The sequence below is a fragment of the Olsenella sp. oral taxon 809 str. F0356 genome, from assembly GCF_000233535.1.
Lineage (GTDB): Bacteria > Actinomycetota > Coriobacteriia > Coriobacteriales > Atopobiaceae > Olsenella_I > Olsenella_I phocaeensis.
The window spans coordinates 227,911-246,987 of record NZ_JH376563.1; the positions used below are offsets into that span (position 1 = coordinate 227,911).

13 protein-coding genes are annotated in these 19,077 nt (G+C 65.5%); all 13 read right to left on the bottom strand.

Annotated elements, in window-relative coordinates:
- Nucleotides 1-53: 53 nt before the first annotated feature.
- Complete coding sequence (locus HMPREF1008_RS01015; RefSeq protein WP_009277985.1) at nucleotides 54-1,436, bottom strand: NCS2 family permease; 1,383 nt, start codon at nucleotides 1,434-1,436, stop codon at nucleotides 54-56.
- Between the two features lie 237 nt (nucleotides 1,437-1,673).
- Nucleotides 1,674-2,180, bottom strand: coding sequence for a xanthine dehydrogenase subunit XdhC (xdhC, locus tag HMPREF1008_RS01020; RefSeq protein ID WP_009277986.1), 507 nt, complete (start codon nucleotides 2,178-2,180; stop codon nucleotides 1,674-1,676).
- Nucleotides 2,180-3,061, bottom strand: coding sequence for a xanthine dehydrogenase subunit XdhB (xdhB, locus tag HMPREF1008_RS01025; RefSeq protein ID WP_009277987.1), 882 nt, complete (start codon nucleotides 3,059-3,061; stop codon nucleotides 2,180-2,182). Before xdhB ends, xdhC begins: the two co-directional genes overlap by 1 nt.
- The gene (gene xdhA / locus HMPREF1008_RS01030; protein WP_009277988.1) at nucleotides 3,061-5,403 is read right to left on the bottom strand and encodes a xanthine dehydrogenase subunit XdhA; all 2,343 of its coding nucleotides are present in this window, start codon (nucleotides 5,401-5,403) and stop codon (nucleotides 3,061-3,063) included. Before xdhA ends, xdhB begins: the two co-directional genes overlap by 1 nt.
- Before the next feature lie 515 nt (nucleotides 5,404-5,918).
- Nucleotides 5,919-6,995: a BMP family protein gene (locus HMPREF1008_RS01035; protein ID WP_156797650.1), complete on the bottom strand. Its 1,077-nt coding sequence runs from the start codon at nucleotides 6,993-6,995 to the stop codon at nucleotides 5,919-5,921.
- A gap of 113 nt (nucleotides 6,996-7,108) precedes the next feature.
- Nucleotides 7,109-7,606, bottom strand: a complete 498-nt coding sequence (locus HMPREF1008_RS01040; RefSeq protein WP_009277990.1) for a nucleoside deaminase — start codon at nucleotides 7,604-7,606, stop codon at nucleotides 7,109-7,111.
- A 114-nt stretch (nucleotides 7,607-7,720) separates the two neighbouring features.
- The gene (locus HMPREF1008_RS01045; RefSeq protein WP_009277991.1) at nucleotides 7,721-8,821 is read right to left on the bottom strand and encodes a BMP family protein; all 1,101 of its coding nucleotides are present in this window, start codon (nucleotides 8,819-8,821) and stop codon (nucleotides 7,721-7,723) included.
- A gap of 193 nt (nucleotides 8,822-9,014) precedes the next feature.
- Nucleotides 9,015-9,950, bottom strand: a complete 936-nt coding sequence (locus HMPREF1008_RS01050; RefSeq protein ID WP_009277992.1) for an ABC transporter permease — start codon at nucleotides 9,948-9,950, stop codon at nucleotides 9,015-9,017.
- On the bottom strand, nucleotides 9,950-11,065 hold the full coding sequence (locus tag HMPREF1008_RS01055; RefSeq protein WP_009277993.1) for an ABC transporter permease: 1,116 nt from the start codon (nucleotides 11,063-11,065) through the stop codon (nucleotides 9,950-9,952). Before HMPREF1008_RS01055 ends, HMPREF1008_RS01050 begins: the two co-directional genes overlap by 1 nt.
- 12 nt (nucleotides 11,066-11,077) lie before the next feature.
- The gene (locus HMPREF1008_RS01060) at nucleotides 11,078-12,589 is read right to left on the bottom strand and encodes an ABC transporter ATP-binding protein (protein WP_009277994.1); all 1,512 of its coding nucleotides are present in this window, start codon (nucleotides 12,587-12,589) and stop codon (nucleotides 11,078-11,080) included.
- A 110-nt stretch (nucleotides 12,590-12,699) separates the two neighbouring features.
- Entirely contained in the window at nucleotides 12,700-15,471 is a 2,772-nt protein-coding gene (xdh, locus tag HMPREF1008_RS01065; protein ID WP_009277995.1) for a selenium-dependent xanthine dehydrogenase, read from the bottom strand.
- A gap of 12 nt (nucleotides 15,472-15,483) precedes the next feature.
- Nucleotides 15,484-15,951 carry a 4Fe-4S binding protein gene (locus HMPREF1008_RS01070; protein ID WP_009277996.1) on the bottom strand — a complete coding sequence of 156 codons (468 nt, stop codon included), beginning with the start codon at nucleotides 15,949-15,951 and terminating at the stop codon, nucleotides 15,484-15,486.
- Nucleotides 15,952-16,056: 105 nt separating this feature from the next.
- Nucleotides 16,057-19,053, bottom strand: a complete 2,997-nt coding sequence (gene ygfK / locus HMPREF1008_RS01075) for a putative selenate reductase subunit YgfK (protein ID WP_009277997.1) — start codon at nucleotides 19,051-19,053, stop codon at nucleotides 16,057-16,059.
- Between the last annotated feature and the right edge of the window lie 24 nt (nucleotides 19,054-19,077).

Here is a 19,077-nt window from a genome sequence, read left to right on the forward strand (position 1 = left end):
GTGCGTTCCCTTCTCTTTGACCGGCTGTTGCGAGGTCGCAGCTGCGACCAGGCCTACACGAAGAAGTACTTGGCCACGAACAGGAGCGCTATCACATACATTGCCACACTGACCTTCTTCTGGCGCTCCTTTCCGCCGAGCGTGTTGATAACGACGTACGAGATGAAGCCCAGGGCCATGCCCTCGACGATGCTGTAGGTGAAGGGAATGGTGAAGAGGCAGATGAAGGCTGGCATGGCCTCGGACATGTCGGAGAAGTCGATGTTGAGCAGCGACGAGATCATGAGGAAGCCGACGATGACCAGGGCAGGAGCCGTGGCGAACGAGGGGATGGCCAGGAAGATGGGCGAGAGGAGCAGGGAAATCAGGAACATGATGCCGGTGACCAGCGAGGTGAGGCCGGTCTTGCCGCCGGCGGCGATGCCGGCCGCGCACTCGACGACGGAGGTGGTGGCGGAGGTGCCGGTGACGGCTGCGGTCAGGACGCCCACGGACTGGGCGACGAGGGCGTTCTTGAAGCGCGGGAACTTGCCGTCTTCCTGGAGTACGCCGGCCTTGGAGGCGGACCCCACGAGGGCGCCGAAGGTCTCGGAGATGTTGGTGAAGAGGTAGGCGATGACCACGGTGGCGAAGCCGACGCTAAAGACCTGCGAGAAGTCCATCTTCATGAAGGTGGGAGCCATGGAAGGGACGGAGAGGCCGCGGGAGAAGTCGGGGATCAGGCTGCCGTAGCCGGCCGCGGGGTCGGGGACGTAGACGCCCGCCAGCTGGCAGACGAGGCCGAGCGCCCAGGTGATGAGGATGCCGAGAAGGATGTTGCCCTTGACGTTGTGGATCATGAGGAGCGCGGTGATGACGATGCCCACGAGGCCCAGGAGCGCGGAGATGCCGCCGGTGGCGAAGCTGCCATCCTGCATGCTGCTGTGGAAGGGGAAGATGGTGATGAGCGTGGAGGGGCTGTCCACCACGATGCCGGCGTTCTTGAGACCGATGAGGGTGATGAAGAGGCCGATGCCCGCCGTGATGGCGAACTTGAGGCTCAACGGGATGGCGTCCAGGACGACCTCACGGATGTTGGTGAGGGCGATGACCAGGAAGATGAGACCCTCGACGAAGAACGCCGCGAGTGCGACCTCCCAGGTGTAGCCCATGCTCAGCACGACCGTGTAGATCATGAAGGCGTTGAGTCCCATTCCCGGGGCAAGGATGAAGGGATAGTTGGTGGAGAGGGCCATGAGGCAGGTGCCGAAGGCGGCGGTGACTGCCGTGGCGGTGAAGACCGCGCCGGGGTCCATCCCGCCGTCACCTAGGATGGAGGGGTTGACGACGAGGATGTAAGCGATGGTGACGAAGGTGGTGATGCCTGCGATTATCTCCGTCTGGATGTTGGTTCCGTGCTCTTCCAGGTGGAAGAACGACTGAATCTTGTCCTTCATGAGCGAGCGATCCTTTCTTGGCAAGTTTGCAAGAGTGTCCCTAGAGGGCGGCCAAAGTCGCCTCCTCTCAGCCCTGACGTGGCGCGGAGCCATAACTTCTATGAGTGGAACCAGACCACGCCCTGGCGTGGTCCAAACATGGGGGGCCGTCGTGGCTCTTGGTCCCCTACCTGTTTTTGCGAGGGATGGTGCCTGACTGGCGGTGCGGCGGGACGGCCGCCGCACCGCGCTGGTCAACTAGGCGGTGGTCGTCTCGTCTGCCCCCACGCGCTCGTGGCAGAACTCGACGGCCTTCTCCACCGCGTTCATGACGTCCTGGTAGCCCGTGCAGCGGCAGAGGTGGCCCGAGAGCTGCTTGCGCAGCTCGTCCCTGGTGTAGGTCTTGCCGGAGTTTGCTATCTCGACCGTGCTCATGATGAGCCCGGGAATGCAGAAGCCGCACTGGACGGCGAACTCGTCCACGAAGGCCTGCTGGACGGGGTGGAGCGTGCCGTCGGCCGCCTGGAGGCCCTCGACGGTCAGGATCTCCTTGCCCTGCGCCCAGTCGGTGAGGTAGAGGCAGGTGTCGGTGGCGACGCCGTCGATCAGGACGGTGCAGGCGCCGCACTCGCCGACCTCGCAGCCACGCTTGACGCTGGTGAGGTGCAGGCGGTTGCGCAGGGTGTCGAGCAGGGACTCGCGGGGGTCATAGCCCACCTGGACTTCCTTGCCGTTGACCTTGCACTTCAGGATTCTCATGTCCATTAGATATCTGCCCCTCCCTTGCGCGCGGCCTCTGCGAGGGAGCGCTTCGACATCTCCTTGATGAGCTGGAGCCTGAACTCCTTGGAGGCGCGCCAGCTGTCGCGGGGGTTGGTGTCTGCCTGAGCCAGCTCGCCGATCTTCTCGACGGCCTCGGCGACGGGAAGCCCGCGCACGCCGTCCTCGGCCTTCTGTGCCCTCATGGGCGTGGGGCCCGCCACGCCGAAGGCGAGGCGGATGTCGTCGACGGTCTTCTTGTCGGCCGAGAGCTTGACCAGGCAGCAGCAGCCCATGGTCGCAATCTCGAGCGCGCGACGCTTGCCGTATTTGAAGTAGTGACCGGTGAAGCCCTCATAGTGGTCCTTGGGAATGCGAATCTTGACGAGGACCTCGTCGCGGTCCTTGGTGGAGCGGCCGGGTCCGGCGTACCACTCCTCGATGGGGATGGTGCGCTCCCCCTTGGGACCCCTCACGTCGAGAAGGGCGCCGTAGGCATAGAGGGTTGACGCGGAGTCGGCCGAGGTGGCGGCGTTGCAGACGTTGCCACCGATGGTGCCGGACACGCGCAGCTGAGGGCCGCCGGGGGTGTCGCAGGCGTCGCCCAGCGTGGGGACGGTCGCCTGGATCACGGGGCTCGTGGTCACGTGGTGGAACCAGGTGATGGGGCCAATCTCAACGGTGCCGTCCTCGGCGAGGGTGACGCCGTCGAGCTCGTCGTGAAGCTCGTGGATCGAGACGAGGTGGGCGCCCGCGAACTTGCCCTCGCGCACCTTCACGAGGACGTCGGTGCCGCCGGCGACGACGATGGCCTGTGGGTCCTCCGCGAGGGCGCGGACTGCGTCGTCCACGCTGGTCGCGCAGTGGAGCGATTCGATGTCATACATTAGATGAGACCCTCCTTCTTGAATCCCTCGAAGAGGCGCTGAGGGGTCATCGGCTCCTGGTAGAACTTGACGCCGGTTGCATCCAGGATGGCGTCGCGGATCGCAGCCGCAGGCGAGATGATGGGCGTCTCTCCCACTGCCTTGTTGCCGTAGGGGCCGGTGGGGTCGTCGGTCTCGACGAACTGCGCCTCGAGGTCGGGCACGTCCATCGTGGTCGGGATCTTGTAGTCGAGCAGCGTGGGGTTGAGCACGCGTGCCGTCTTGGGGTCGACCTGCACCTCCTCGTAGAGGGCGAACCCGATGGACTGGGCCATGCCGCCGTGCACCTGCTGCTCGACGAGCTTGGGGTTGATGAGGCGACCGGAGTCCTGGACGTTGATGATCTTGTTGACCGTGACCTTGCCCAGGGGCATGTCTACGGTGACGTCGGCGAAGCTGCAGCCCACGGCAATCGTGTTGGTGTGCACGTTGGCGGTGGAGCGGGCATAGAGCTGGTCGTTGTGGTCGGTGTTGTAGTAGGCCTCGAGGGCGAGCTCGGAGAGGTCCACCACCTTGTTGCCCACGCAGTCCCAGATGGCATGGTCACGCAGGGTGAACTCGCCCTGGGCGCCCGGGAAGAGGTAGTGGGCGTACTCGATGATCTGCTTGTGCAGCTTCTCGCCCGCCTGCTTGACCGCGGTGCCCGAGACGTAGGTCTGGCGGGAGGCGTAGGCGCCTGCGTCATAGGGCGTTACGTCGGTGTCCTGGAACGAGACGATGTGGACGTCCTCGGTGTCGACGCCGAGGGCCTCGGCCGCCATCTGCGAGAAGACGGTGTCGGCACCCTGGCCGATCTCGGTGGCGCCCATCTGGAGCTGGAAGCTGCCGTCCTGGTTCAGCGTGATCGCGGCCGTCGCGGTCTCGAGCGCGAAGGGCGCGACGGCGGTCTTGTACACGAAGAAGGAGACGCCCACGCCGTGGCGGATGGGGCCAGTCTCGTTGGCGTACTCGGCCTTCTTCTTGTCCCACTCGATGTACGCCTTGCCCTTCTCGACGCACTCGGGAAGGCCGCAGGTATGGGCGGCGATGTAGTTGCTGGGGCTGAACTCGTCGTAGTAGCCCTCGTAGATGGCGTTCTTCAGACGGAAGTCGACGCCGTCCCAGCCCATGTCGTGGGCGATGTCACCCATGAGGCACTCGGCCGCCCAGTTGCCCTCGGGCACGCCATAGGCGCGCATGGCACCGGTGTGCGGGCCGTTGGTGTGGATGGTCCAGGCCTCGCAGCGAATCGCGTCCTCCTGCTTGTGGTACAGCCAGCGGAAGGTGTTGACGGAGTTGAGCACCAGGGCATGGCCGTGGTGGATGTAGCCGCCGGTGTTGGACCAGGCCTTGATGGAGCGGGCGCGGAGGTTCATGTCGTCGTCGACGGCGGCCTCGACGTCGAAGCTCTTGGGCTGACGGCCGCTGGTGGCGTAGAAGAGCTCCTCTCGGCTGAGCTCGAGGCGGACGGGACGGCCGCCGACCTGCTTGCAAAGCCAGGCGTTGAGGGGCTCGTAGTGGATGTCCTGCTTGGTGCCGAAGCCGCCGCCGATGTAGGGCTTGATGACGCGGACGTCGCCCCAGGGGATGCCCAGGGCCTGGCCGATGACGCGGCGGCAGATGTGTGGGATCTGGGTGGACGAGACGCAGACGATCTTGCCGTTCTCCTCGTAGCAGTAGGAGGTACAGGTCTCGATGTGCACCTGGGACTGCTCGCCCGTCTCCATGTGGAGCTTGTAATGGTGGTACTTGGGGTCGCTGACGGCATCCTCGACGGAGGAGTAGCCCAACTTGGCGAGCTTCTCGTCGTCGGTCTTGGCGAGGGTGTGGGCCACGATGTTGTCGGGCTTGCCCTCCTGGACGGGATGCTCGGTGCCCTTCATCGACTCGATGGGGTCGTAGACGACGGGGTACTCCTCGTACTCGACCTTGATCTTCGCCAGGGCGCGGTCGCAGGCGACGGTGTCCTCGGCGACGACGGCAGCGATGTTGTCGCCATAGATACGCACGCGCGAGTCAAGGAGCTTGCGGTCCATGATGTCGCGCTTTTCCTTTTTGGACTCGGCGTACCAGGGGTGTCCTGCCACGGGGTACGGATGGTCGGGCACGTCAAAGCAGGTGTAGACACCCACCACTCCCGGAACCTTCTGAGCTTCGCTGATGTCGATGGACTTCACGACGCCGTTGCCGATGGTCGAATGCAGGATTCGAGCCTCCAGGCAGGGCTTCGGGCAGAGGTCGTCCGTGTACATGGCACGTCCGGTGACCTTGTCGTACGCGTCGACGCGCACCAGAGGCCTGCCGACCTCCTTCAACTTCTCCATGGTTCACCCCTTCGCTTGGTCTCCCACGCAACCGGGCGTTCCCTCCCTGCCCGGCTTCCCTCTCTCCGCGCTCCCCAGACTTCGAGGGGCGTAACTTCCTATGCTACAAAAGCCAGGTTCCGGCGCTGCCGTGTTCCTGACCAGAAGTGCCGAAGCTCGCGTTGGGATGTCGTGGGCGCAACCCTCCCCTGCGTCCGTCCCCCCTGCCTCCAAGGTGACGTTTACTGCCGCAAATCAGCCATTGTTTAGCCCTCTCCCACCTCGTTAGCTATATCCATGCTATCAGTGCACGCGCCTTACGATTTTACTCGGCTACCGCATACGGTACGAAAGGCACGGCAAATGGCAAAAAGTTTGTTTGCCTACCAATTTTTTCGTTATGTTTTTTTATATATAACGAACTGGGAGCTGACCAGTGTTCTTTGCATTTGTTTAGTCATTTGAGAGCAGCGCTCATACGGGGACGGCGGCACCACAGAGGGATGCCGCCGTCCTGCACCTTGCTTGGCGTGCCCTTAGAGGGTGGACCTCACCGCGTCAATCTCGGCGTCAGTGAGGAAGTTGCCGGCCGATATGAGCTCGACCTGCTCCCTGATCTTCTCCTGGACGTCGGCCGGGACCTTGTCCGAGAACTTGCCCAGCGAGATGCCGCCGTTGGACATGTCCGCCGAGATGGTCTTGCCCGATCCGAACTCGCCCTTCTCGATCTCGTCCATGGCCTGGTCGATCTTCCAGTCGATGACGGTGGAGGTGATGACCGTGGCCTGGCCCTCCCCCGCGATGTCGATGGGCTGGGCGATGTCGAAGTGGGTGTCGGCCCCCGCCTCCTCCAGCGCCTGGCGGGCACCATTGTCGACCGCCGAGGCGTCGCCCCACATGACGTCGACGTCGTTGGCAGCGATCCAGTTCTCGGTCAGGCGCGCGCCCAGGGAGGCGTCGGTGAAGCCGGCCTCGAAGTTGTAGTGGCCCTCGACGCCAGGGGTGACCTTCTGGGCAGCCGCGAGGTAGGCCGCGTACTTGGTGAGGGTCGTGGGCAGCTTGGCGCCGCCGATGAAGCCGATGCTCTTCGTCTTGGTCATGAGGCCTGCCACCACGCCGGCAAGCGCCCCCGACTGGCTGAGGTCGGTGAGCACCGTCTCGAGGTTGTCGAGGGTCTGGTAGTCGGCCAGGTCGACGGCTGGGTCGGTGTTGGTGATGAGGAAGTGGACCTTGGGGTGCGACTCCGCCGCCTCCGCCACGACCTCGGCCCAGACCGATGCGAACTCGTTGCCGGCGCCCACGATGAGGTCGACGTCCTGGTCGACGTAGCTCTGCGCGGCATCCGCCGCGTCGGCGTCCGCCACGCTCTCCTTGGGCTCGAGCATCTCCCACTTGGGGTGGGACTCGATGGCGCGCTTCAGGGACTCGTAGTGGCCCTGGCCCCAGCCGCCGTCGTTCTTTGGGCTGCTGATGACCATCGCCACGCGCTTGGGCTGGCCATCTTCGCCCGTTCCGGGATCGGCGCTGCCGCCGGAGCCGCATCCCGCGAGCAGCCCTGCGGCGAGGGCTGCGGACCCAGCCCCAAGGGCCAGGGCCTCGCGCCTGCTCGGCATTGCCTTGCGAAGTCCAAGAATGCCACTCATTGACTAGCTTCCCTTCTCCTCAAAGACCAACCGGTTCTTGCATTCGTCTCTCGTCCGACGCCTGGCGAGAGCCACCGCCGACCTCAGTCCCAGTAGCCCCGGTGGACGTCCGCGGCCTCCTGTTCGAGCTCCTCGAAGGGTCCGACGACCTCGATGTCCTTCTGACCCGCCGCAAACACCTGCCGGCAGGGCAGGTCGAAGGTGGGATTCTGCTCGTTCGCGCCCGTGAGGCGCAGCAGCGACCGCTCGGTCATCGCGTAGACGACCCTGCCCACGCCCGCCCAGTAGATGGCGCCGGAGCACATGGCGCAGGGCTCTGCCGAGGTGTAGAGCGAGCAGTCCGCGAGATAGGGCTTGTCGAACATCTGCGAGGCGCGGTCGACCAGCTGGGTCTCGGCGTGCCCGGTGCAGCGGTGTGTGTCGATCTCGATGTTCTCCTGCTCGAGCAGCACCTCCCCGTCCGGGGAGACCAGGATCGCCCCGAAGGGGGTGTTGCCGTGCTCGCGCGACCGGCGCGAGACCTCGATGCACCTCCTCAGCAGTGCGACGTCCTCCTCGTGGCTGAAGTCCTTCCTTGCCATGCGACCTCCCGTCCGCGCGACGGGCATCCCCGCCGCCTGAAAAGTGCGGCGCCGGGGTGCCCGCTGGACATCCCGGCGCCGCTTTGGGGCGTCTTGGCGCCTGTGCGCCTTGGCCTAGAGGGTGGAGGCGATGGCCTCGACCTCTGCGTCGGTCACGAAGGAGTCGCTCTTGATCTGCTCGGCGAGCTCCTTGATCTTGGCCTGGACGTCCTCGGGGACCTTGTCCGAGAACTTGCCCAGCGAGACGCCGCCGTTGGACATGTCGGCGGTGATGACCCTGCCGTCGCCGAACTCGCCCTTCTCGATCTCGTCCATGGCCTGGTCGATCTTCCAGTCGGTGACGGTGGAGGTCACGACGGTGGGCTGGTCGGCACCGGCGATGTCGATGGGCTGGGCGATGTCGAAGTGGGTGTCGGCACCGGCAGACTCGAGGGCCTGGCGCGAGCCGTTGTCGACTGCGGAAGCGTCGCCCCACATGACGTCGACGTTGTTGGTGCTGATCCAGTTCTCGGTCAGCTTGGTGCCCAGGGAGGCGTCGGTGAAGCCGGCCTCGAAGTTGTACTGGCCCTTGATCTCGGGGTTGATCTTCTGGGCGGCGGCCAGGTAGGCGGCGTACTTGGCCTCGGTGGAGGGGAGCTTCATGCCACCGATGAAGCCGATGCTGTTGGTCTTGGTCATGAGGCCGGCGACGACGCCCGCGAGGGCGCCGGTCTGCTTGAAGTTGGGCAGCACCGTCTCCACCTTGGCGAGGGACTTGTAGTCGGCCATCTCGGAGGTGGGGTTGGTGTTGGTGATGAGGAAGTGGACCTTGTCGTTGCCCTCCGCGTCGGCGACGACCTCGGCCCAGTCGGAGGCGAACTGGTTTCCGTTGCCGATGATGAGGTCGACGCCCTGGTCGACGTAGCTCTGGGCGGCGGTGGCGGCATCGGCGTCGGGCGTGTTCTCCTTGGGCTCGAGCATCTCCCACTTGGGGTGGGACTCGATGGCGCGCTTCAGGGACTCGTAGTGGCCCTGGTCCCAGCCGCCGTCGGTGATGGTGCCGGACATGATCATGGCGACCTTGTAACTGCCCTCGGAGGAATCCCCGCCCGCTGCCTTGTCGTCGCTGCCGCTTCCGCCGCTGCAGCCGGCGAGGGCGACCGTGGCCGCGGATCCGAGGCCCAGCGCGATGGCCTGACGCCTGTTAAGCATGAAGTTGAACTTGGACTCGCTCATGGTAGTTCCCTTTCTAAGAAGACATTCCTGCCACTGACACATGCGAAGAACTTCCAACCTCGTGTCTCTGTGCTGTGCCCACTCCCTTCGACTCGATGGCCAAAAGGCCCAGAGTTTATATCCCATTCTTGCACGCTGAACGGTGCTTTTGTAAATCGCGCTGCCCAGCGGGCGTTGCCCGGGCGGCAGCGGACTAACGCGACTCGCGGTAGTAGGGCTGGCCGTTCGCCTTGGGCCCGGCGTGCCTGGAACCGAAGAAGATCAGGGCGATGATCGTGAAGATGTACGGGATCATCTTGAAGAACATGACGGGCGCGGCGTTGAACTGGGCCTGCAGGGCGACGTTGAGCCCGTCGAAGAAGCCGAAGAGCAGACTCGCGGCCATGATGCCCACGGCGCTCCAACGACCAAAGATGACCGTCGCCAGCGCGATGAAGCCGCGGCCCATGACGATGCCGTCGATGTAGATCGGGGTCATGCAGACCGAGAGGAACGCCCCGCCCATGCCAGCCAGCGCGCCGCAGGCGACGCAGGCCACGAACTTGATGCGGATGACGTTGATGCCCAGGGTCTCTGCAGCCTGGGGGTTCTCGCCCACCGAGCGGAACGAGAGGCCGCCACGGAAGCTCTTGAAGAAGTAGGTCACGAGGGGCACCAGGATGAAGGCGAGATAGGCAAGGAGCTGCTGACCGAAGACCGGCCCACCTATGTAGGGTATCGCGCTCAGCCCCGGGATCTGGATCCTCTCCATGATGACGCCGGTGGCGTTGGCGGAGTTGGATCCGACGAACATGTTGTAGCCGAAGAGCGCCAGGGCGGGCGCAAGGATGTTGATGGCCATGCCCACGACCACCTGGTCGACGCAGAGCGTGACGGTGCAGAAGGCGTAGATCATGTTGATGGCGATGCCGGCGACGATGGCGGCGCAGACGCCGAGCCAGAGGTTGCCCGTCATCTTGCCCACGGCGAAGGCGACGAAGGCGCCCACGGCCATGATGCCCTCGAGGCCGATGTTAACAAGGCCGGCGCGCTCGGAGAAGAGCTCGCCCAGGGCGGCCAGGAGGATGGGCACGGCGCTCAGGGTCGTGGCGTTGAGGATCGTGGGCAGCGAGGTCATGAAGAAGTCCATTACGCCGTCACCTCCGCTTTCTTGTCGGTGGCGACCTCAGGCTCGTTCGCGCCCTGCTTGGGTCCACGGGAGCTGAAGAACGCAATGATCTTGGGGAGCTTGACGATGGCCATGCCGGCGACGGCGAAGATGATTATCAGGCCGCGGATGATGTCGACGATGGCGGTGGGGACGCCGATGACGCTCTGCATCATGGTGCCGCCCGTGTTGAGGATGCCGAAGAGGATGGCGACCAGCATGGCAGCTATGGGGTTGAGCTGCGAGATGAGGGCGATGGCCACGCCGTCGAAGCCAAAGCCCGCGCCGAAGCCCGCCGCCAGGCGGTAGGGGGTCTTGCCCAGGAGCTCGACGGCGCCGCCCATTCCGGCGATGGCACCCGAGATGACGAAGGCGAGAAGGACGAGCCTGTTCACCGGGAAGCCGCTCACGCGCGAGGCGATGGGGTTCATGCCCACGGCGCGGATCTTGAAGCCGAAGGAGGTGCGGAAGATCAGGTACCACAGGAAGAGGCCCAGGAGGACGGCAAGGATGACGCCCACGTGCATGCCGCCGATGCCGGGCAGGCGAGCGGCGCTGGGCATGGCAAGGGTCTTGGGAAGGCCGTTGTCCGAGAAGAGGTTCTTGAAGACGTACTCCATGAAGTACATGGCGACGTAGTTGAGCATGATCGTGGTGATCATCTCGTTGAGGCCGCGCGTGATCTTCATGATGCCGGGAAGCAGGCCCCAGAGGCCGCCCACGACGATTCCGGCAGTGAGGCCGCAGAGCATGCCGATGGGGCCATCGAGGCCAAGGCCCAGGACGACGGTGGCGGTGGCGCAGCCACCCATGATGAACTGGCCCTCGCCGCCGAGGTTGAATACGCCGCACTTGTAGGCGAACACGGCGCAGAGGCCGGTGATGATCAGCGGGCAGGAGCGCTCCAGGGTCTTGGCGACCTTGGAGAGGGAGCCCAGGGAGCCCTGGAGCATGGCGGCGTAACCCTGGACGGGGCTCTTGCCGAGGCATGCGATGATGATGGCCCCCACGATGAGCGCGAGGAGGACCGAGACGACGGGGGTGAGCGTCGTCAGCAGCTTCTCGCGGCTGTTGTCAGAGCTAGAGCTCTTTGCCATTGTTCCTCCCTCCTACTTTCCTGCCATGGCGAGCGAGATCTCCTTGATGGGGGGATTCGCGCCGGGGTACGTTCCCATGATCTGGCCCTCGAAGAGGACGACGATGCGGTCCGAGAGCTTCAGGACCTCGTCGAAGTCAGCCGAGATGAGCAGCACCGAGCAGCCGGCGTCGCGCTGCGCCACGATCTGGTCGTGGACGAAGCCGGTGGCGCCGATGTCCAGGCCGCGCGTGGGATAGACGGCCACGAGGAGCTTTGGGTGGCTGTCGAGCTCGCGCGCGAGGATGACCTTCTGCTGGTTGCCGCCCGAGAGGCTGCGGGCCGTCTGGCTGACGGAGGTGCAGCGGATGTCGTTCTCCTCGCGCAGCTGCTCGGCGAACTCCTGGATGGCGTCCATCTTGAGCCAGGCGCCGTGCCCTGCGGAGAAGCGCTCGGTGTTGGTCTGCTTGAGGACCAGGTTCTCGGCGATCGTCATGTCGCCGACGAGCCCCATCTTGTTGCGGTCCTCGGGGATGTTGCCGAAGCCGGCGTCGATGAAGGCCTGGGGCGAGAAGAGCGCGATGCTCGAGCCGTCGGGACCGACGACCTCGCCGGACTCGGGGGCGATGAGGCCGGTCACGACCTCGGCGAGGGCACCCTGCCCGTTGCCGTCGATGCCCGCGACGCCCAGGATCTCTCCCTTGTGGAGGGTGAGGGTGACGTCCTTCAGGCCGCCGTGCTTGACCTCGGGATGGTAGGACACGTTGGTGAGCGTGAGCATGGACTGGTCGGTCGCGTCCACCTTCTGGTAGGTGCTCTCGGTGAACTTCTGGCCGATCATGAGGTCGGCGAGCTCCTGCTCGGTGGTCTTGGAGACCTCGACCGTGTCGATGCACTCGCCGCGACGCAGGACCGTGACGCGGTCGGAGATGTGCATGACCTCGCGCATCTTGTGCGAGATGAAGATGATCGACTTACCCTCGTCGGTCAGGGAGTTCATGATGTCGAAGAGGCCCTGGACCTCGAGGTCGGTGAGGACGGCGGTGGGCTCGTCGAGGATGAGCAGGTCGGCTCCGCGGAAGAGGACCTTCAGGATCTCGACGCGCTGCTGCATGCCGATGGACATGTCGCCCACGCGCTGGTCGAGGTCGACCTCCAGGCCGTAGCGCTGCATGAGCCCCTCGATGGTCTTGCGGTCGTCGGCCTTCTGGAGCAGGGGCGTGTTGTGGCGCTTGTCGCCCAGGATGATGTTCTCGAGGCCGCTCATGTCCTCCACCAGCATGAAGTGCTGGTGCACCATGCCGATGCCGTGCGCGACGGCATCGCGCGGGGAGTCTATGTGGACCTCCTCGCCCCTCATGTAGATCTTGCCCGCAGACGGCGTGTACAGGCCTATCAGGCAGTTCATGAGCGTCGACTTGCCCGCTCCGTTCTCGCCCAACAGGGTGTGCACCTCGCCCTCTTGTATGGAGAGGGTGACGTTGCGGTTCGCGTAGAACGAGCCGAAGCGCTTGTCGACGCCCTCCATCCTCAAGAGCTCTCCCATGTTACGACCACCTCTTTCGCAGCTCTTCCGGTCTCACGTTTCGGGGTGTTGCATTGCCCAGGAGCCCCCGGCACGGCGGCAGGAGGCCCCTGAATATCCTAGGGATCGGCCTACCCGCGCGGCCTCCTCTCGTAGGGCGTGTCGACGAGCGGCAGCTTGGTCTGGAGCCTGCCGCTGACGCGACGATACGCGTTCTGCACCGCAGGCGCGGTGGGGATGGTCGCGATCTCCCCGATGCCCTTGCCGCCGTAGGCCACGGGCAGGAGCTCGTCCTTCTCCACGTAGATGGCGTGGATGTCGGGAATCTGGCTGGCACGCAGGAGACCAAGGGTCCCGTAGCGCGCGGTGGGCACGCAGTCCTTGAGCGGGAAGTCCTCGGTGAGGGCATAGCCCATGCCCATGAGCACGCCACCCTCGATCTGGCCCTGGATGGCGATGGGGTTGACAACCTTGCCGGAGTCGTGCGCGGCGTAGATCTGGGAGACCTTGCCCTTCTTGTCCAGGATCACCAGGTGCGTGGCAAAGCCGTAGCACACGTGGCTCTTGGGGTTGAGGTTGGCCGCCCCCAGCTTGTCGGTGGGCTCGAAGTAGACGTAGCTGAACTCGCAGCCCTCGAGCGTCGCCAGCGCGGAAGCGGGGTCATTGGCGTGGCGTCCGCCGCCGGCCTTGAGCTCGCAGGCATGGACGTCGTAGCTCCTGCCGTCCTCGTACTCGACCTTGACGCCGTCACCCCTGGCGCGAACGGGTCCCTGGGGCACGCCCTCCCCCGCCTCGTACGCGAGCATTGCGTCGCGGAGCAGGAAGGCGGCACCGCGCACGGACTCGCCGGTGATGACGGTCTGGCGCGAGCCGGAGGTGGTGCCGGAGTCGGGCGCCGCCTCGGTGGAGCACTCGCCGTTGCGGATGAGAGCGCGCGGAAGGCCGCTGGCCTCCGCCACGTCCTGGAGGAAGACGGTGTTGCAGCCCTGGCCGATGTCGGAGGTCGCGGAATAGACCATCGCCTTGCCGCCCTCGACCACGATCTTGCAGCGCCCGGCGTCAGGCAGGCCCACGCCCACGCCCGCGTTCTTCATGGCGCAGGCGAGGCCGCAGTGGTCGGCGTTGGCGTCATAGGCGTCCTTCACCGCCAGGAGGGTCTCCTTGAGCGCGGTGGAGCAGTCGGCGATCTGGCCGTTGGGCAGGACCTCGCCGGGCTCGATCGCGTTCTTGTAGCGCATCTCCCAAGGAGAGATGCCCACCTCGTCGGCAAGCACGTCGATGAGGCACTCGAGGGCGAACTGGCTCTGGCACACGCCGAAGCCGCGGAAGGCGCCCGCAGGCGGGTTGTTGGTGTAGTAGCCATACCCACGTATGTCGGTGTTCTGGTACTTGTAGGGACCGACCGAATGGGTGCAGGCGCGCTCGAGGACGGGGCCGCAGAGGCTCGCGTAGGCACCGGTGTCGAAGTTGATCTCACAGTCCAGGGCGGTGAGGTTGCCCTCCTCGTCGCAGCCCAGGGTGAAGGTGCCCTGCATGGCGTGGCGCTTGGGATGGAAGTCGATGGACTCCTTGCGCGTGAAGCGGCACTTCACCGTGCGCCCGAAGTGCAGGGCGGCGAGGGCGGCGAGGTGCTGGGCGCTCACGTCCTCCTTGCCGCCGAAGCCGCCGCCGACCAGCATGGTCTGGACGACGACGCGCTCGGGCGTCTCGTCCCAGCCAAACATGTGGGCGACTTCCTTGCGCGTGTCGTAGGCGCCCTGGTCGGTGCTCTGGACCTTGACGCCGTCCTTGTAGGGGAAGGCCACGGCGCACTCGGGCTCCAGGAAGGCATGCTCGGTGAAGGGCGTCTCGAAGGTCTTGGTCACCACGTGGGCGGACTTGGCGAGTGCCTCCTTGGCGTTGCCGCGGGTCACGTGGCGGCTCTGGCAGACGTTGTCGTGGAGCTCGACGACGTTGCCGAAGGCCAGGAAGCTGTCGTGGATGATGGGGGCGCCCTCGGCCTTCGCCTCCTCGATGTTGCGGACGGGCTCGAGCTCCTCGTAGATCACCTTGACGAGCCTCTTGGCCTTTGCCAGGGTCTTCTCGTCCTCGGCAACCACCAGGCAGATGGCATCTCCCACGAAGCGGGTGACGTCGCCCTCGGCGATCATCACGTCCCAGTCCTGGATGAGGTGGCCCACCTGGTTGACGGGCACGTCCTTGGCGGTGAGCACGCCCAGGACGCCAGGCAGGGCCTCGGCCTTGGAGCTGTCTATGGAGAGCACGCGGGCACGCGGGTACTTCGAGCGCACCGCCGAGGCGTAGGCCATGTCGGGGTAGTCGGTCTCGTTGAGGTCGTCGGGATACACGCCGTAGCCCAGGACCTTGCGGCGCACGTCCACGCGGAAGGCGCGCTTGCCCACGCCGTAGTCGTCGCCTCTCTCGAGCTCGGGGTCGATCTGCCTCTCTCCCCTGAGGATCTGGGCGGCAAGCAGGATGCCCTCGATGATCTTCTTGTAGCCGGTGCAGCGACAGACGTTGCCCTTTATCGCGACCTTGACGTCGTCCTCGGTGGGATTGGGGTTGGCCCTCAGGAGGGCTGCCCCGCTCATCACCATGCCGGGGATGCAGAAGCCGCACTGCACGGCCCCCACGGCGCCGAAGGCATAGACGAAGGCCTCCTTCTCCTCCTCGCCAAGGCCCTCCACGGTGAGGATTTGCTTGCCCTGGGCAAGCTTGGTGGTGATGACACAGCCCTTGGTGGCAATCCCGTCGATGACGACGGTGCAGGTGCCGCAGGCGCCCTCGGAGCAGCCGTCCTTCACGGAGGTGAGGTGGAGCTCGTCGCGCAGGAAGCGCAGGAGCGATACGTTCTCGTCCGTCGAGATCTCTTCGCCGTTGACGAAGAAGCTGTACTTTCCCATGTCCCCTCCCCTCTAGAAGCCCTTGGCCAGGATGCCGTTGGCGTCACGGATGACGCCGCGCGGGCACTTGGTCGCGCACATGCCACAGGCGATGCAGAGCTCGACGTCCGTCACTGCCAGGTTGTCCGTCACGTGGATGGCATCCGCCGGGCAGGCTCGCTCGCAGGCGCCGCAGGCGATGCAGCTCGAGTCGCAGAGCTTGCGTGCGACCGAGCCCGGGTCCGGGTTGGAGCAGAGCGGCAGGATCGTCGCCTCGCGGGGGACTATCTCGATGATTCCCTGCGGGCAGGCCCTCGCACAGAGGCCGCAGCCTATGCAGGCCTCGCGCCTCACCTGCGCGGTGTTGTTCTCGTTGAGGCCGATCGCGTCGACCTTGCAGGCGGCGACACACGCACCGCAGCCGACGCAGCCGTAGTTGCAGTACCCGCTGGCTCCCCCCCAGCAATGTACGACGGCTACCTTGTCCCTTCTCTTGGCCATATTGAGCCTATCCCCCCGGAATGAGCGCCGGGAGGTGGCACGCCGAAGCGCGCCACCCCCGGCCCTCGGTTTGTGTTTGAGGCTGTGGCACAGCGCCTCGCGAGGCTAGCCGATCATGAGGTAGGCATAGTCGCTTTGCACGGCAGCGATGGTGGCGCGCACCGACTCGGGCAGTCCGCAGTCCTTGTCATTCACATCGTATACCTTGGCGCCTCCGTCAAGCCTGACGAGCATGCCGCCGTCGACGGGAAGGAAGCCCTCGTTGGTGCTGTTGTCGAAGTCCTCCTTGCTCCAGAAGAGGGTGAGCTTGTCCTTGTAGGGACGGCCGACCTGGTAGGGGCAGAAGACGGCGCAGTTGCCGCACTCGTTGCACATGCCGTCGACGTGCACGATCTGGCGCTGACGCATGCCGGGCACGCGAATCGCGACGTTGGCGCGGTTGGGGCAGACCTCGACGCAGGTCTCGCAGACGGTGGCGCAGCCCAGGCAGCGGGTCCTGTCGCAGCCCTTGACGTCCAGACAGAGGTCGCCGCGCTTGGCGAGCGGGGCGTCGTAGTCGGCCTTGACGTTGGACTCGACCTTGCCGTTGAAGTCCGCGCCCGAGATGGCGACGGTCACCATGGCGGCGTCCGCGATGCCCTCGACCACGGTGGCAGGCCCGCGGCGGGCATCACCGATGGCATAGACGTGGGGCAGGTTGGTCTTGTAGCTGGCGTCGACCACGGGGCGTCCCTTGCGGTCGACCTCGATGCCGGAGGCCTCGAAGAGCGTGCCCTCGACGTTCTCGCCCACCGCGGCGATGACGGTGGTGGCGGGGATGGTCGTGGTCTTGCCGGTGGAGACAGGCGAGCGGCGGCCAGACTCGTCGGGAGCGCCAAGCTCCATGACCTCGCAGGTCAGGACGCCATCGGCAAGCGTGTCGGGCGAGAGGAGCTCCATGAACTCGACCCCGTCCTCGAGCGCGAGCGCGAGCTCCTCCTCGTCGGCGGGCATGTAGCGGCGGGTGCGACGGTAGACCAGGCGGACGTTCTCGACGCCCTTGATGCGCTTGGCGGCACGTGCCACGTCCATGGCGGTGTTGCCGGCACCGATGACCACGACGTCGCTGCCGAGCTCGAGGGAGTCGGGGTCACCCTTGGCGGCCACGAGGAAGTCGATGGCGTCCATCTCGGCGCCGGACTTGAGGGTGGCGCGACCAGGCGCCCAGGCGCCAATGGCGATGACGACGTCGGTGTAGCCCTGCTTCAGGAGCTCGTCGACCGACTTGACCTCGACGCCGCACTCGAACTTGGTGCCGTAGGCGCTGCAGAGCTCGATGTCGCGGTCGATGGCCTCGCCCGAGATGCGGAACTCGGGGATGGCATGACGGACGATGCCGCCCAGCTTCTGGGTGCGCTCGATCACGGTCACGTCGACGCCGGCGCGGGAGAGGAAGGACGCGGCGGAGAGGCCGGCAGGACCTCCGCCGATGACGGCGACCTTCTTGCCCTTGACCTCGGCCCTGCGGGCGAGCGTGGGCAGGACCTTCTCGCTTGCCGCCTCGGCGGCCTTGAGCTTTGCCTCGCGGATGTGGACGTGCTCCTCGTAGTAGTTGCGCATGCAGCCGTCGCCGCAGTGGTGCGGGCAGATGGTGCCGGTCACGAAGGGCAGGGCGTTGCGCTCGAGGATGACGTTGAGGGCGTCCTCGTAGCGGCCCTCGTCCACGGCCATGAGGTAGCCGGGAATGTCCTGGTGGATGGGGCAGTCGTGGCGGCAGGGCGCCGTGAAGCAGTCCATGAGGGGAAGCTTCGCCGCGACGTGGCGCTCGGGCAGGGGCTTGATGGGCTTGCGGTAGGCGTCACCCCTCACGGCCTCGCCCACCATGCCGCGGACGGCCTTGGCGTCAACGCCGTCGAAGGCCTTGGCCTCGACGGACTCGAGGACGCGCACGATCTGGCCGAAGCGCTGGTAGCCACCGGGCTTGAGGATGGTGGTCGCCACGGTGACGGGCCAGATGCCGGCCGAGACGAGCCAGGCCACGTTGTTGGCGTCGGCACCGCCGGAGTACGAGATGCGCAGCTTGCCGTCGAACTGCTCGGACAGGCGGGCGGCCAGGGTGAGGGAGAGCGGGTACAGCGAGCGGCCCGACATGTACATCTCCTCGCTGGGCAGCTCGTTGCGGGTCACGTCGACGGGGAAGGTGTTGGTCAGCTTGACGCCGAACTCCAGGCCCCTCTCCTTGCCCAGCGCGATGAGGCGCTCGAGCATGGGGACGGCGTCCTCCCACTGGAGGTCCTCCAGGAAGTGGTGGTCGTCGAAGGCGATGTAGTCGAAGCCCAGGGAGTCCAGGGTGGTGCGGGCGTACTCGTAGCCCAGGAGCGTGGGGTTGCACTTTACGAAGGTGTTGAGGCCCTTCTCGCACATGAGGTAGGTGGCGATGCGCTCGATCTCTGCGGGAGGGCAGCCGTGCAGCGTGGACTCGGTGATGGAGCGCGAGACCTGCGGGGTGATGGAATCGACGAAGGCCTCGTCCACGTGCTCGAAGCAGTCGAGGTTCGCCTTCGCCCAGGCGATGGCCTCGGTGAAGGCCGGCGTGGCGGAGGCGTCCTTCATGTCGTTGATGTACTTGTCGACCTTGGGGCTCTTGATGCCCTCGAGGTCGTAGCCCACGGACATGTTGAACACGAAGCCGTCGGCAGATCCCAGGCCAAGCTCGCGGGAGAGCAGCTTGCAGGCGACCCACGCCTTGACGTACTCGTCGAAGGCCTGGGGGACGGTCAGCTCGGTGGACCACTCGCAGTTGTAGCCCTCGTCACCTGCCAGGATGCAGGGCTTGTTGACACAGGCCGAGAGCTCCTCGCCGTCCATGACCTGGACGGTCTTGAGCTCGAAGAAGCGGGCACCGGTCACGTAGCTCGCGACGATGTTCTGGGCGAGCTGGGAGTTGGGGCCAGCCGCAGGGCCGACGGGCGTCTCGATGCTCTCGCCGAAGATGTGGCGGGTGCCCTTCCCGTCACCCCTGGCGAAGCGGGTGACGCCGAAGATGCTGCCCTGCGTGTGGTACTCGTCCAGGATCCAGCCCATGAGGGCGTCGAACGGAATGGGGCGCATGATGTCGCTCATATTGGTCCTCTCCTAAAAACCAAA

Excerpts from the sequence above, each read along its gene's own strand:
- HMPREF1008_RS01070 (WP_009277996.1), bottom strand. The coding sequence starts at position 15,951 with ATGGCCAAGAGAAGGGACAAGGTAGCCGTCGTACATTGCTGGGGGGGA.
- xdhA (WP_009277988.1), bottom strand. The coding sequence starts at position 5,403 with ATGGAGAAGTTGAAGGAGGTCGGCAGGCCTCTGGTGCGCGTCGACGCG.
- HMPREF1008_RS01045 (WP_009277991.1), bottom strand. The coding sequence starts at position 8,821 with ATGAGCGAGTCCAAGTTCAACTTCATGCTTAACAGGCGTCAGGCCATC.
- xdhB (WP_009277987.1), bottom strand. The coding sequence starts at position 3,061 with ATGTATGACATCGAATCGCTCCACTGCGCGACCAGCGTGGACGACGCA.
- xdhC (WP_009277986.1), bottom strand. The coding sequence starts at position 2,180 with ATGGACATGAGAATCCTGAAGTGCAAGGTCAACGGCAAGGAAGTCCAG.
- HMPREF1008_RS01060 (WP_009277994.1), bottom strand. The coding sequence starts at position 12,589 with ATGGGAGAGCTCTTGAGGATGGAGGGCGTCGACAAGCGCTTCGGCTCG.
- HMPREF1008_RS01035 (WP_156797650.1), bottom strand. The coding sequence starts at position 6,995 with ATGCCGAGCAGGCGCGAGGCCCTGGCCCTTGGGGCTGGGTCCGCAGCC.
- ygfK (WP_009277997.1), bottom strand. The coding sequence starts at position 19,053 with ATGAGCGACATCATGCGCCCCATTCCGTTCGACGCCCTCATGGGCTGG.
- HMPREF1008_RS01055 (WP_009277993.1), bottom strand. The coding sequence starts at position 11,065 with ATGGCAAAGAGCTCTAGCTCTGACAACAGCCGCGAGAAGCTGCTGACG.
- HMPREF1008_RS01050 (WP_009277992.1), bottom strand. The coding sequence starts at position 9,950 with ATGGACTTCTTCATGACCTCGCTGCCCACGATCCTCAACGCCACGACC.
- xdh (WP_009277995.1), bottom strand. The coding sequence starts at position 15,471 with ATGGGAAAGTACAGCTTCTTCGTCAACGGCGAAGAGATCTCGACGGAC.
- HMPREF1008_RS01015 (WP_009277985.1), bottom strand. The coding sequence starts at position 1,436 with ATGAAGGACAAGATTCAGTCGTTCTTCCACCTGGAAGAGCACGGAACC.
- HMPREF1008_RS01040 (WP_009277990.1), bottom strand. The coding sequence starts at position 7,606 with ATGGCAAGGAAGGACTTCAGCCACGAGGAGGACGTCGCACTGCTGAGG.